The organism is Vreelandella sp. ssv (genome assembly GCF_059448525.1).
The window spans coordinates 1,128,929-1,141,759 of record NZ_CM182545.1 but is presented as its reverse complement, the minus strand read 5'-3'; the positions used below and the strand labels follow the sequence as shown (position 1 = coordinate 1,141,759).

The 12,831-nt window shown below is 55.9% G+C and carries 13 protein-coding genes; 11 read left to right on the top strand and 2 right to left on the bottom strand.

Annotated features, from left to right (window positions below; genetic code table 11):
- Window positions 1-63: 63 nt before the first annotated feature.
- The 7 genes from mnmA (at window position 64) to AC5TBW_RS05270 (ending at window position 7,821) form a co-directional block, all read left to right on the top strand.
- Window positions 64-1,224 carry a tRNA 2-thiouridine(34) synthase MnmA gene (gene mnmA / locus AC5TBW_RS05300; RefSeq protein ID WP_495511065.1) on the top strand — a complete coding sequence of 387 codons (1,161 nt, stop codon included), beginning with the start codon at window positions 64-66 and terminating at the stop codon, window positions 1,222-1,224.
- Entirely contained in the window at window positions 1,221-1,862 is a 642-nt protein-coding gene (hflD, locus tag AC5TBW_RS05295; RefSeq protein WP_495511064.1) for a high frequency lysogenization protein HflD, read from the top strand. The genes mnmA and hflD overlap by 4 nt, the downstream gene beginning before the upstream one ends.
- A gap of 113 nt (window positions 1,863-1,975) precedes the next feature.
- Window positions 1,976-3,361, top strand: coding sequence for an adenylosuccinate lyase (gene purB, locus AC5TBW_RS05290; RefSeq protein WP_495511063.1), 1,386 nt, complete (start codon window positions 1,976-1,978; stop codon window positions 3,359-3,361).
- Window positions 3,362-3,396: 35 nt separating this feature from the next.
- Window positions 3,397-4,587 (top strand): JmjC domain-containing protein, encoded by a 1,191-nt coding sequence (locus tag AC5TBW_RS05285; RefSeq protein ID WP_495511062.1) that lies wholly within the window; start codon window positions 3,397-3,399, stop codon window positions 4,585-4,587.
- Window positions 4,587-5,012: a GNAT family N-acetyltransferase gene (locus AC5TBW_RS05280; protein WP_495511061.1), complete on the top strand. Its 426-nt coding sequence runs from the start codon at window positions 4,587-4,589 to the stop codon at window positions 5,010-5,012. The genes AC5TBW_RS05285 and AC5TBW_RS05280 overlap by 1 nt, the downstream gene beginning before the upstream one ends.
- A 403-nt stretch (window positions 5,013-5,415) precedes the next feature.
- Window positions 5,416-7,014, top strand: coding sequence for an isocitrate lyase (locus AC5TBW_RS05275; RefSeq protein WP_495511060.1), 1,599 nt, complete (start codon window positions 5,416-5,418; stop codon window positions 7,012-7,014).
- Between the two features lie 336 nt (window positions 7,015-7,350).
- A complete protein-coding gene (locus AC5TBW_RS05270) occupies window positions 7,351-7,821 on the top strand; it encodes an outer membrane lipoprotein (RefSeq protein ID WP_495511059.1) in 471 nt (156 codons plus the stop codon).
- A gap of 90 nt (window positions 7,822-7,911) precedes the next feature.
- On the opposite strand, the gene AC5TBW_RS05265 is transcribed toward AC5TBW_RS05270, so the two are convergent.
- Window positions 7,912-8,193: a hypothetical protein gene (locus tag AC5TBW_RS05265; protein WP_495511058.1), complete on the bottom strand. Its 282-nt coding sequence runs from the start codon at window positions 8,191-8,193 to the stop codon at window positions 7,912-7,914.
- 176 nt (window positions 8,194-8,369) lie between these two features.
- Here AC5TBW_RS05265 and AC5TBW_RS05260 point away from each other — a divergent pair, with 176 nt between their 5' ends.
- The gene (locus AC5TBW_RS05260) at window positions 8,370-8,852 is read left to right on the top strand and encodes an FKBP-type peptidyl-prolyl cis-trans isomerase (RefSeq protein ID WP_071695751.1); all 483 of its coding nucleotides are present in this window, start codon (window positions 8,370-8,372) and stop codon (window positions 8,850-8,852) included.
- Window positions 8,853-8,921: 69 nt separating this feature from the next.
- Here the strand turns inward: AC5TBW_RS05260 and nikR are convergent, their stop codons facing one another.
- Window positions 8,922-9,323, bottom strand: a complete 402-nt coding sequence (gene nikR, locus AC5TBW_RS05255) for a nickel-responsive transcriptional regulator NikR (protein ID WP_495511057.1) — start codon at window positions 9,321-9,323, stop codon at window positions 8,922-8,924.
- A gap of 109 nt (window positions 9,324-9,432) precedes the next feature.
- Between nikR and AC5TBW_RS05250 the strand changes: the two genes are divergently transcribed.
- Genes AC5TBW_RS05250 through AC5TBW_RS05240 form a run of 3 tightly spaced genes read left to right on the top strand, consistent with a single transcriptional unit; the run spans window position 9,433 to window position 12,826 of the window.
- The gene (locus tag AC5TBW_RS05250) at window positions 9,433-11,022 is read left to right on the top strand and encodes an ABC transporter substrate-binding protein (RefSeq protein ID WP_495511056.1); all 1,590 of its coding nucleotides are present in this window, start codon (window positions 9,433-9,435) and stop codon (window positions 11,020-11,022) included.
- Window positions 11,013-11,993, top strand: a complete 981-nt coding sequence (locus AC5TBW_RS05245; RefSeq protein WP_495511055.1) for an ABC transporter permease — start codon at window positions 11,013-11,015, stop codon at window positions 11,991-11,993. The genes AC5TBW_RS05250 and AC5TBW_RS05245 overlap by 10 nt, the downstream gene beginning before the upstream one ends.
- Window positions 11,990-12,826, top strand: coding sequence for an ABC transporter permease (locus AC5TBW_RS05240; protein ID WP_495511054.1), 837 nt, complete (start codon window positions 11,990-11,992; stop codon window positions 12,824-12,826). The genes AC5TBW_RS05245 and AC5TBW_RS05240 overlap by 4 nt, the downstream gene beginning before the upstream one ends.
- The last annotated feature ends 5 nt before the right edge of the window (window positions 12,827-12,831 follow it).

The window sequence follows — 12,831 nt, the reverse complement described above, 5'->3', positions numbered from 1 at the left end:
CGTGTATAATCCACGCCCAATTGCACCCTGCTCCTTTGCACACCACTTTTACTGAGGATGCTTATGTCATCCAATACCGAGTCATCCAGCACTGGCTCAACCATTACCGGGTCCTCTGCTAACGGCAAAGTGATTGTCGGCATGTCCGGCGGCGTCGACTCGTCCGTTTCTGCCCTTCTCCTCATGCAGCAAGGCTATGAGGTAGAAGGCCTGTTTATGAAGAACTGGGACGAAGACGACGGTACTGAGTACTGTACCGCCAAAGAGGATCTCGCTGATGCCGAGGCCGTCTGCGCCAAACTGGGCATTAAGCTGCACACCGCTAATTTTGCCGCCGAGTATTGGGATAACGTATTCGAGCATTTTTTAGCTGAATACAAAGCGGGCCGCACGCCCAACCCGGATATTCTGTGTAACCGGGAAATAAAGTTTAAGGTGTTCCTAGAGTACGCCGAAATGCTCGGGGCCGACAAAATCGCCACCGGTCATTATGTTCGTCAAGGCGTTCGTGAAGACCGACCGCGCCTGCTGAAAGGGCTCGACGGTAATAAAGATCAAAGCTACTTCCTGCATGCGGTGCCGGAAGCCGCTATTGCCCGTACCCTGTTCCCTGTTGGTGAACTGGAAAAGCCCGCCGTGCGTGCGCTGGCAGAAGAGCACGGGCTGATTACTGCCAAGAAAAAAGATTCTACCGGCATCTGCTTTATCGGCGAGCGACGCTTTCGCGACTTCCTCCAGCAGTACCTACCCGCCCAGCCCGGCACCATTGAAACGCCGGATGGCGATGTCATCGGCAACCATATGGGGCTGATGTACTACACCCTTGGCCAGCGCCAGGGACTAGGTATTGGCGGACTTGCTAACTACTCGGAAGAACCCTGGTATGTGGCGGCCAAGGACTTAGATCGCAACGTACTGATCGCGGTGCAGGGCAAGCATGACCAGTTGCTCTACTCCGACACCTTGGCCACAGAGGCGATGGACTGGGTGGCAGGCGAGCCGCCGGTTCAGCAGGGCCGCTTTACCGCCAAAACGCGCTACCGGCAAAGTGATTGCGGCTGTGAAATGTACGCGCTGCCCGACGGCGGCGTAGAGGTCACGTTCGATGACCCCCAGTGGGCGGTAACGCCAGGCCAATCGCTGGTGCTTTACGATGGCGACATTTGCCTGGGCGGCGGCGTTATCCGCGCCACCTGGAAAAAAGCCACGGAGGCTGCCGCATGAATCCAACCACCCCGATTCATCGCGCGCCTGACTCCCCGGCAGCCCGCCAAGCGCTGGCGCTGGCCGGTGTGTTTCAAGCCGCCAGTCTGGTGGACGAACTCGCCCGCACCGGCCAAGTAGACCCGCGCGCCTGGGAAACGTTGATTGAAGCCACCGTGGATACCAATCCTGAGAGCTTTGAAGCTATCTATGGCGGACACCCCAACAACTTGCGCCGCGGCCTGGATACGTTAGAAGCCTTAGTGGGGCGCAAACAGGCGAACCCGGTGGTGCTGCGCTACGGCTTTTCACTGCTAATGCTGATGAATAAGCTGCGCACCAATAACGACATGATGGATTCCCTGGGCCAAAAGCTTACTCGCATCCAGGGTCAGGCCGAACACTTCGGCACTACTCATGAAAACGTGGTCGCCAGCTTAGGGGAAGCGTACCAAGAGACGATCTCCACGTTTAAAACCCGTATTGTGGTACAGGGCGATCCATCCCTGTTGCAGAGCCGCATGATGCCTGAACGCGTACGCGCCTGTTTAATGGCCGGTATTCGCTTTGGGCTACTGTGGCACCAGCAAGGCGGGCGGCGCTGGAAGCTGGTATTCCAGCGCAAAGCGCTGCGCCGTGCACTGGACAGCCTTAGTTAAGCCACTCTCAAATCGATTGATCTATTGCATACGACCAACCTGCGCCCGATGCATTCGATGTTGAACAACTTGCTCTCGATTAACTTGCTCCCGAACAACCTGGAAACGATGCCATGCAACTCTCCGCTTTGACCGCCCTCTCCCCCGTTGACGGCCGCTACGCCTCTAAAGCCGCTGCTCTGCGCGAACACTTCAGTGAATTCGGCCTGATTCGCGCTCGCGTGATTGTGGAAGTTCGCTGGCTACAGCGTCTGGCCGAGCACGCTCAGATTACCGAGGTACCACCTCTCTCTGCTGAAGCGACCGCCTTCCTGGAGCAGTTGATTCGTGAGTTTTCGATCAGCGATGCCGAGCGGATTAAAGAGATCGAGCGTACTACCAATCACGACGTCAAGGCAGTTGAGTACTTCCTGAAAGAGAAGATCGCAGGTCAGGCCGAGCTACATGCAGTGACCGAGTTCATTCACTTTGCCTGCACCAGCGAAGATATCAATAACCTCTCCTACGGTGTGATGCTCAGCGATGGCCTTAACGCCATGCTGCCTACGATGCACGAAGTGGCTGACGAAATCGCCAAGCTGGCGATTGCCCACGCTGCCCAGCCGATGCTGTCACGTACTCACGGTCAAACAGCCACACCGACCACGCTAGGCAAAGAGATGGCCAATGTCGCTTATCGCCTTAAGCGCCAGCTTAAACAGATTGAAGCGGTGGAGGTGCTCGGCAAAATCAATGGCGCCGTGGGCAACTATAACGCCCACCTGACCACCTATCCTGAGATCGACTGGGAAGCCAATGCGCGCACTTTTGTGGAAGGATTGGGGCTGACGTTCAACCCTTACACCACTCAGATCGAACCTCACGATTATATCGCCGAGCTGTTTGATGCCATTTGCCGCTTCAATACGATCCTGATCGACTTCGATCGCGACGTATGGGGTTACATCTCACTGGGCTACTTTAAGCAGCGCACGGTTGAGGGCGAAATTGGCTCATCCACCATGCCGCATAAAGTTAACCCAATCGATTTTGAGAACTCCGAGGGCAACCTTGGCCTGGCCAACGCGGTGCTTAACCACCTTGCGCAAAAGCTGCCGATCTCCCGCTGGCAGCGCGACCTAACTGACTCCACCGTGCTACGCAACCTTGGTGTAGGCCTGGCGTATGGCTTGATTGCTTACCACGCCAGCCTCAAAGGCATCAGCAAGCTTGAAGCCAACCCTGAGCGTTTAGATGCTGATCTGGATAACAGCTGGGAAGTGCTCGCCGAGCCAATTCAAACGGTGATGCGCCGCTATGGTATTGAGAAGCCCTACGAAAAACTCAAGCAGTTGACCCGAGGCAAACGTATCGACCAGGCAGGCTTTGCGGCGTTTATTGATACCCTTGAGCTGCCCAGCGAGGTCAAAACCGAATTGAAGGCGCTCTCACCGGCCAGCTATATTGGTAATGCCCAGGCACAAGCCGAAGCACTGACACATCAGCTAAACTCTCTGTGACCAACGTTGCTGCGACCACTACACCAGGACACGCCATGAACCATCACGATAAGCCGCTAACACTGCTGGGCGACCTTACCGCCGCAGACTTTCTGGCCAATTATTGGCAGCAAAAGCCGCTGCTGATTCGTGGCGCCATGCCCGACTTCATTAGCCCGATTGAAGCCGACGAGCTGGCTGGACTCGCCTGCGAGCCTGGCGTCGAGGCACGTCTGGTCGAAGAGGAAGGCCCCGATGGTCCTTGGCAGGTCTCCCACGGCCCCTTTGATGAAGCCACCTTTGAACGGCTGCCAGAGAGCAACTGGAGTCTTCTCGTGCAGGCCGTTGACCATTACGTGCCTGCGGTCGCAGCACTGCTGGACGAGTTTGACTTCCTGCCGCGCTGGCGGCTCGATGACGTCATGATCAGCTATGCGCCCCCCGGCGGTAATGTGGGCGCGCATATCGATCAATACGATGTATTTTTACTCCAAGCCAGCGGCCATCGCCGCTGGCAGCTGGGCGGCAAGCTCCCGGAAGATGCGCCGATCATCCAAGGCATCGACCTCCGCATCCTGAAAGAATTTACCGTAGAGCCGGACTCCGACTGGGTGCTTGACCCAGGCGACATGCTTTATCTCCCTCCCGGTTGGGCACACCACGGCGTTAGCCAAAGCGATGACTGCATGACCATCTCGGTAGGCTTCCGCGCGCCCTCTGCTGATGAGGCGATTACCTCCTATGCCGATTATTTGGGTGAGCAGCTCCCTGCATCACAGCGTTACAGTGATGCGGGCATGGCGCCTGCCGAGCAGGTCGGAGAGTTAGACGATGCCGCCGTAGAGCGTATGCGTCAGCTGATTATGTCGACGCTGGATAACCCGGCCCAAGTCGCCCAGTGGTTTGGCCGGGTCATGACCCAGCCAAAATACGTTGATCAAGTGGTGCCGCTTGAAACGCCGCTAACCGAAGCAGCGCTTGTTGCTCAACTACAAGAGGGCGAACCGCTCTACCATATGCCCGGCTCACGCTTTGCATGGCGCAGCGATGCCAGTGGTACCACGCTATTTGTGGATGGTGACGGCCACAGCTGCTCGGCGGAGTTAGCCAAGCGCCTAGCCGACACCACGCCCCTTTACGCCGAAGACCTTGAGCTTGACGGTGCCGCTGCGCTCATCACCCAGTTGGTTAACACCGGCAGCCTCGGCTTTATGAGCGATGAAGGTGATGACAGCGAGGAGTACTAATGGCGATTACCCGCATTAGTACTGGCAGTTGGGAGGCACTGGGCCCGACTGCCAGCGAGATCCGCCGCAAGGTATTTATTGAAGAACAGAGCGTGCCACAGGACGAGGAGTGGGATGGCCTGGATCCGGTGTGCCAGCACTTTCTCGCCATGCTGGATCAGCAGCCGGTAGGCACCGCGCGACTGCTGCCCGACGGGCATATCGGTCGCGTCGCCGTGCTCACTAACGCCCGCGGCACAGGTATTGGGGTATTGCTAATGCAGGCCGCGATTGAAGCGGCACGCCATGCGGGCCACTCCCAAGTGGCCCTGAGCGCCCAGGTACATGCACTGGCATTTTATGAGCGCCTAGGCTTCATCGCTCATGGCGATGAGTTTCTGGATGCGGCCATCCCTCATCGAGAAATGACGCTTTCGCTCGATTAAAAAACCCTCTTGATTGATCCCAAGCACTGCTTCGGCAGTGCTTTTTTATGCGCTCTTGCCGCCATCTTGACGAAAAACGACTACACAAACCCTCCCTTCCTCTACCTCCTTGTCGTCGGGTTACAACGCCTTCTGCCCCCAAGTGTCAATTGTTGAAGGCGCCGTCCTCGTGGATAGTTATTGCATTGCAGCGTCAAAGCAGCGTGATTGATTCACCAAGCCTCCAACGCTGTATCAGACGTTTTTAGCACTAGCGTCTCTGGCCTCCAAGACGATTGGTTTAGAGACGATTGGCTTAAAGACAGTACTGCGAAAATCAATGATCCTGAACACAACTTCGCAGGTGCAGCATAAGCAAGTGCTGATTTGCAAAAATACGATCACGACCGAAGAGGATAAGCTCATGACAGGACTGCTCGACGATATCAAAGCCATGGCCCAGCTACGCGAAGCACAAGGTGGCAAGTGGGAAGCCATTAAACCTGAGTACGCCGCTCGCATGCGTGCACAGAACCGCTTTCACACCGGCCTGGATATTGCGCGCTACACCGCCAAGATCATGCGCGAAGATATGGCCGCCTATGATGCCGATACCGCACAGTACACCCAGTCCCTAGGCTGCTGGCACGGTTTTATTGGTCAACAGAAGCTAATCTCGATCAAAAAGCACTTTGGCACCACCAAGCGTAGCTACCTCTACCTATCCGGCTGGATGGTTGCCGCGCTGCGCTCCGAGTTTGGCCCGCTACCCGACCAGTCAATGCACGAAAAAACCTCCGTCGCGAACCTGATCGAAGAGCTCTACACCTTCCTCAAGCAAGCCGATGCGTGGGAGCTAAACCACCTGTTCCGCGCTCTGGACGAAGCCAAAGAGGCTGGCGACAAATCAAAAGAGCAGGAATTGGTCGCTAAAATCGACAACTATGAAACCCATATCGTCCCAATTATTGCCGATATCGACGCTGGCTTTGGTAACGCAGAAGCCACCTACCTGCTAGCCAAGAAATTTATTCAAGCGGGCGCCTGCTGCATCCAGCTGGAAAACCAGGTATCCGATGAGAAGCAGTGCGGTCATCAGGACGGTAAAGTCACCGTTCCCCATGAAGACTTCCTGGCCAAAATTAACGCCGTGCGTTACGCCTTCCTGGAACTCGGTATTGAAGATGGCGTAATCGTGGCACGTACCGACTCACTCGGCGCAGGCTTGACGCAAAAGATTGCTGTCACCAACGAGCCTGGCGATCTCGGCGATCAGTACAACAGCTTCCTCGACGGCGATGTGATCGAAAACGCCGCTGACATCAATAACGGCGATGTGGTCATCAAGCAGAACGGTAAGCTGGTCAAGCCCAAGCGCCTCGCCTCCGGCCTTTACCAGTTCAAGCCAGGCACCGGGGAAGATCGCGTTATTCTTGACTGTATCACCAGCCTGCAAAACGGCGCCGATCTGCTTTGGATCGAAACCGAAAAGCCCCACGTAGGCCAGATCGCCAGCATGGTTAACCGAATTCGCGATGTCGTGCCGGATGCCAAGCTGGTTTACAACAACTCGCCGTCGTTCAACTGGACGCTGAATTTCCGTCAGCAAGTGTTCGATGCGTGGCAGGAAGAGGGCAAAGATGTTTCAGCTTACCAGCGTGACAAGCTGATGAGCGCCGAGTACGACGAGACCGAACTTGGCCAGCTGGCCGATGAGTGGACGCGCAACTTCCAGCGCGACTCGTCTCGCGAAGCGGGCATCTTCCACCACTTAATTACGCTGCCGACCTACCACACGGCCGCCCTCTCCACCGACAATTTGGCGAAAGGCTACTTTGGCGATGAAGGCATGCTGGCTTACGTAAAAGGCGTACAGCGCCAGGAAATTCGTCAGGGAATCGCGACGGTTCGCCACCAGGATATGGCGGGATCGAACATCGGCGATGACCACAAAGAGTTTTTCCATGGTGATGCCGCGCTGAAAGCGGGTGGTAAAGACAACACCATGAATCAATTTGGTTAATTAGTGGGCCCGACTTACAAACACTGCTCATTGCACCCTACATCAGGAGGCCCATCGGCCTCCTGTTTTTAGTTCGTTATACGTATTTGCACACTGTTTTCTTAATACGCTGTTACACTCTCCGTTATACTATTTCTAACGATTATTTTTGTCTGCGCTGATCTTTTCAAACCACGGCTGGTCAAAGATGTCTGCATCGGCTATTTTAACGAACAGCGTTCTATAACCGCACTGTACAACTGCGATCAATACCAAGTCTTTGCTAAAGACGACAGTGTGAAACATGACTGTGGTAAAGATGATTGCTAGAGAAATTAATACACCCAGGAGGTTTTAATGAAACGTCTTCTTTTACCTATCGCCGCCATGAGCATGCTCACCTTAGCGGGCTGCGCTAACACATCCGGCTACTCTGGCGATGTCTATAGCGGCAACCAAGCAAAAACAGGCCAAAGCGTTACCTACGGCACCATCGTGGCGGTTCGTCCGGTACAGATTCAAGCGGACAGCCGCGCTGGAGGCCTTTTAGGTAGCGGCGGCGGTGCTATCATCGGCGGTCTTCTAGGTAATCAAGTGGGTGGCGGTTCAGGCCGTCAGTTGGCAACCGTGGCAGGCGCACTGGGTGGTGCAGTCGCGGGTACGGCAGCTGAAGACGCCACTAACCGCGTTGACGCGCTTGAAATGGAAATTCGCCGTGACGACGGTACCGATGTTGTTGTCGTTCAGCGTGCTGATCGTCAGTTCCAAGCTGGTCAACGCGTACGTTTAATTGGCAGCGGCGCCAGCATGAGTGTTGCACCTTATTAATTGATTGCTATCAATTAAATAGTGCTCTAAGTAGAAAAAAGCCCGGCCTTCAAATGTGATGGCCGGGCTTTTTTTATAGCGATTAACTTCTTAGTGGTGGGTCTTGTTACCTGCCCAGCTAGCCAGTGCCATGATACCCAAGCCAATCAGGCCTAGCAGTAATACCACTAACAGCATCTCTACCGGCTGTACCAGTGTCGTTGCACCCAGGACTGCCAAGGTTATAACCCATAGATAGCGGTTGCTGCCGTGGCTCTTCAAAACGCTGGGCAACATCTTATCCAACCCTTGGCTAACACCTTTGTTCCAGCGCTCGTTGACAAAATACGCAATTAGGCAAAACGCAGCCAGCCAAATAATCAAGATCGTCATTGCATGCTCCAGAAGTGATATGGCAAAGGAATAAGTGATGGTCGTAGGGTATCCCTGGTCACCTTAGCGCGCAATACCGTCAAAAGTGGTGGGTACGAAAAAGCGCCGCTACCCCCTGACAAGTCAGCGCACACGCGTTACCATATTGGGACATGCACTCACCGAAAGGTTATTCCATGCAAATTGCGCAAAACTCGGTTGTCGCGTTCCACTACACCCTGACTAACGATGCAGGTGAAGTGCTAGACAGTTCTGAAGGCCGTGAGCCGCTTACCTACCTCCATGGTGCCGGCAATATTATTCCGGGCCTTGAGAAAGAGCTGGAAGGTCGTGCAGCTGGCGAAAAATTGAACGTTAGCGTCTCTCCTGAAGAAGGTTACGGCGAGCTGCAAGAACAGCTAATGCAAGAAGTACCGCGTGATGCGTTCCAAGGCGTTGAAAGCATTGAGCCGGGCATGCAGTTCCAAGCCCAGACGCAAGGCGGCCCGCTGATGGTTACCGTTAAGAAAGTCGAAGGCGATACGGTCGTTGTCGATGGCAACCACCCGCTGGCAGGCCAGCAGCTCAACTTTGATGTTGAGATTGCTGAAGTACGTGAAGCCAGTGCTGAAGAAGTTGAGCACGGCCATGTACACGGCGAAGGCGGCGTAGAGCACTAAAACGCTCGCGCTACCGATCAGAAAAGGTGACCTCCGGGTCACCTTTTTTTTGGCTACGGGAAAGCGGGCTTATTCATCAGGTATCAGCACTAGCTGCCCATGGCGCACGCTTCGCGATGAGATGACTTCGGCGGCAAACTGTTTGAGCGCACGCCCCTGCCCTTTGAGCAGCGCTACTTCCAGGCAGCTGTCATGATTGATATGCACATGCAGGGTCGAAAGCGTGAGGTCATGATGATCATGGGAGTGACGGGTCAAGCGCTTAGATAGCTCACGAGCGGCATGGTCGTAAACGTACACCAGCGCGCCCATACACGGTGAGTCCGGGGCGGCCTCTTCTTTTATCTGTTTTAAGCCACTGCGGGTCAAGTCGCGAATCGCCTCTGAGCGGTTTTGGTAGCCGCGCTCACGCATTAGCGCATCAACTTCTGCTACCAACTCCTCATCAAGCGTTACCGTTACACGCTGCATTCACACCCCCTCTTATAAGACCTGCTTTCCATGTGCTGCTGCCACCGTTAGTATGATGTTATTGTAAAAACATCATACTAGTGACGCTCACAGCATAAAGGGTAAAGCGATGACTAAACCAACTCGGCCTATCTTACTGTGTATAGCGCTAAGTTGTTTAGCCACGGTCAGCACAGCGCAGGCAAAAGAGTCGTTAATTTTGGCGATTGGTGGCGAACCCGAACAAGGCTTTGACCCGCTACTGGGCTGGGGCCAGTACGGCAATCCCCTGTTTCAGTCGACGCTGCTTTCACGGGGCAAGAATCTTGCACCGCAGCCAGAGCTGGCCACAAAGTGGTCGCTCTCTGAAGACCGCCTAACCTGGACGCTAACACTTCGCGATGATGCCCGTTTTTCCGACGGCACGCCGCTGACCGCTGAAGATGTAGCTTACACCTTCAATACGGCGGCGCAGGCTGGCGGGCGCGCAGACTTGAGTGCACTCGAAGAGGCCAATGCCGTTGATGATCATACCGTTACGCTTCGCCTGCGCGCTCCCCGCATTACCTTTATCGATCAACTATTAACGTTAGGAATCGTGCCCAATGCCGAGCGGGACAACGGATACAGCGAGCAGTATGGCCGTCATCCTATTGGTTCAGGGCCGTACCAATTGGTCGAGTGGCAGGAAGGCGAGCAGCTGATAGTTGAACGCAATCCCTATTTTTACGGCCCTCCACCCGCCTTTGACCGTCTGGTATTTCTGTTTATCGGTGAAGACGCGACGCTCAGTGCGGCCCATGCAGGTCAGGTCGATATTGCTTCAATTCCCCCCGCGTTGGCGGCCAATGTCCCCGGGCATATGCACCGAGTCACCATGGAGAGTGTTGATAATCGCGGCATTCTTTTCCCCATGCGGACTGCAAATGGCGAACACGCCGCTTCCGGCGCACCGATTGGCAACGACGTGACCGCGGATCTTGCGATTCGTCAGGCGATTAACCTCGCCGTGGACAGGCAGACATTGGTAGAGGTGGCACTGCATGGCTACGGTCGCCCCGCCTTTGGCCCGGCAGATGGGTTGCCTTGGAGTAGTGAAGAAGAGCGAATTGAAGCACCAGATATGAGCCGCGCTGAAGAGCTTCTCGATACAGCAGGCTGGCAGCTAGGCGACGATGGCCTGCGCTATAAAGATGGCCTGAGCGCCCGCTTCCGGCTTACCTACCCTGCCAGCGATACCACCCGGCAACTACTCGCGGAAGTAGCCGCCGACATGGTGCGCCCACTGGGGATTGAGATGCAGCCGACAGGCCGCCACTGGGATGAAATCCAGCGTGAAGCGCTTCACCAGGATGCCATCATGTTCGGCTTTGGCAGTCACAGCCCCCAAGAGGTTTATTACCTTTTCCACAGCCAGCATGCGGGCAACGGTTTTTATAACAGCGGCTTCTACGCCAATGCTGAAGTGGACACACACTTAGATGCCGCCCAGGCCGCAGAGAGTCTTGAAAAAGCTAACCAGTACTGGCGCGCTGCCCAGTGGGATGGCACCACTGGCTATGGTATACGCGGGGATAGCAGCTGGGCGTGGCTGGTTAACCTTGAACACGTTTACTTTGCCAACACCTGTTTAGACGTTGGCGAGCTTGGCGTTGCTCCCCACGGCCACGGCTGGCCCATCACCGCTAACCTGCTCGAATGGCGCTGGACGTGCGACTGATCCGGTTTATTGCAAGGCGCCTGGGCCGCCTGACGCTGGTGCTGCTGTGCGTAGCCCTGGTGTCATTTGGGCTGATGATGGTCTCGCCCGTCGACCCTGTGGATGCCTACCTTGGCCCGCAGATGGCCCAAGTCAGCCCTGAGCAGCGTGCACTGATTGCTGAACGCTGGGGATTCGATGCGCCACCCGCCGTTCAGTTTGGCCACTGGTTGCGCCAACTGGTAAGCGGTGACTTAGGCTGGAGCCATGTGTATAACCAGCCGGTTAGCGAGGTTATCGGTCAGCGATTTCAGCGCTCAATCATGCTGCTGGGCAGCGCCTGGCTACTCGCGGCGCTGCTGGGGTTTAGTCTAGGCGTTGTGGCAGGCACTAAAGAGGGCTCCACGCTGGATAACACCATTAGCACCTATGCCTATGTTACCGCTTCCACGCCTGCTTTTTGGCTGGCGATACTCGCCGTGCTGCTATTTTCGGTGACCCTGGGCTGGACGCCCACCTGCTGCGCGGGCCCCACCGGGGTCTTGAATCAAGATGTCACCCTCGCTTCCCGACTGCATCATCTGTTGCTGCCTGTCATCACTTTGGCACTGCTGGGCATCGCCAATATCACCCTGCATACTCGCACCCGCATGCTGGAGCTAATGCGCTCAGAGGTGGCGACCCACGCCCTCGCCCAGGGCGCTGGCCGGTTTGATATCGCTTGGCGGCACGGCGTCCGTCACGCCAGCTTACCCGCGATTACGCTTGCGTTTGCCTCGCTGGGAGAGCTCTTTGGCGGCTCGATTTTAATCGAGCAAGTCTTTGCTTACCCCGGTTTAGGGCAAGCCACGGTAGCAGCAGGCTTGCGTAGTGACGTTCCGCTCCTGCTGGGCATTGCGCTCTTTACCGCGCTGTTTGTTAGCGTCGGTAATATGATCGCCGATAGCCTGTATAGCGCTATCGACCCTCGTATCACGTCAGGTGATCTATGAACTCAGGCCACCCTCCCAGCTATCCACCGCCCAATATCCATTCACAGCCACGTCTGCGTGCCGCGCTAAGCCTGGGTGTTACCACCCTGCTGGTGATGGGGTTAATTGCTAGCCAGTGGCTGTTGGGTGATTCGCCGCAGCTGATGCAGTTTGATGCTCGGCTAGCACCGCCCAGCGTTGATCACTGGCTCGGCACTGACGCCTTAGGTCGGGAGCTATGGGCGCGGACGCTGGCGGGGCTGGCACTGAGCTTTTGGGTGGGCTGCCTGGCCGCTCTATTGAGTACACTGATTGCGCTGAGCTTGGCAGCGCTAGCCACGCTGTCGCCCAGGCTGGATGCACTGGTGAACCTGCTGATCGATACGCTTCTTAGCGTACCGCATCTCATATTATTAATGCTGATCGCCTTTGCACTGGGCGGCGGCACCCAAGCGGTGATTATTGCCGTGGCCGTCACCCACTGGCCAAGCTTGGCACGGGTGCTGCGCGCCGAGCTATGGCAGTTGCGTCAGGCGCCTTATGTGCGCATCTCCCGGGCACTCGGTAAATCACGCTGGTTTGTGCTCCACGGCCACCTGCTACCCCACCTTGTACCCCACTGTTTGGTCGGCGCGTTACTGCTGTTTCCTCATGCGATTCTGCACGAAGCCGCATTGACCTTTTTGGGCTTTGGATTAAGCCCCAGCCAGCCCGCTATTGGCGTACTACTGGCTGATGCCATGCGCTACCTGAGCGGCGGTTACTGGTGGCTGGGGGTATTTCCAGGCTTGGGGCTGCTGCTGATGGTGCTGGGATTCGAGCGCCTTTCCAATCATTTACGCCGGGCCCTTTAGCACTA

Excerpts from the sequence above, each read along its gene's own strand:
- AC5TBW_RS05240 (WP_495511054.1), top strand. The coding sequence starts at position 11,990 with ATGAACTCAGGCCACCCTCCCAGCTATCCACCGCCCAATATCCATTCA.
- AC5TBW_RS05280 (WP_495511061.1), top strand. The coding sequence starts at position 4,587 with ATGGCGATTACCCGCATTAGTACTGGCAGTTGGGAGGCACTGGGCCCG.
- AC5TBW_RS05250 (WP_495511056.1), top strand. The coding sequence starts at position 9,433 with ATGACTAAACCAACTCGGCCTATCTTACTGTGTATAGCGCTAAGTTGT.
- purB (WP_495511063.1), top strand. The coding sequence starts at position 1,976 with ATGCAACTCTCCGCTTTGACCGCCCTCTCCCCCGTTGACGGCCGCTAC.
- AC5TBW_RS05285 (WP_495511062.1), top strand. The coding sequence starts at position 3,397 with ATGAACCATCACGATAAGCCGCTAACACTGCTGGGCGACCTTACCGCC.
- AC5TBW_RS05260 (WP_071695751.1), top strand. The coding sequence starts at position 8,370 with ATGCAAATTGCGCAAAACTCGGTTGTCGCGTTCCACTACACCCTGACT.
- hflD (WP_495511064.1), top strand. The coding sequence starts at position 1,221 with ATGAATCCAACCACCCCGATTCATCGCGCGCCTGACTCCCCGGCAGCC.
- mnmA (WP_495511065.1), top strand. The coding sequence starts at position 64 with ATGTCATCCAATACCGAGTCATCCAGCACTGGCTCAACCATTACCGGG.
- AC5TBW_RS05265 (WP_495511058.1), bottom strand. The coding sequence starts at position 8,193 with ATGACGATCTTGATTATTTGGCTGGCTGCGTTTTGCCTAATTGCGTAT.
- nikR (WP_495511057.1), bottom strand. The coding sequence starts at position 9,323 with ATGCAGCGTGTAACGGTAACGCTTGATGAGGAGTTGGTAGCAGAAGTT.
- AC5TBW_RS05275 (WP_495511060.1), top strand. The coding sequence starts at position 5,416 with ATGACAGGACTGCTCGACGATATCAAAGCCATGGCCCAGCTACGCGAA.
- AC5TBW_RS05270 (WP_495511059.1), top strand. The coding sequence starts at position 7,351 with ATGAAACGTCTTCTTTTACCTATCGCCGCCATGAGCATGCTCACCTTA.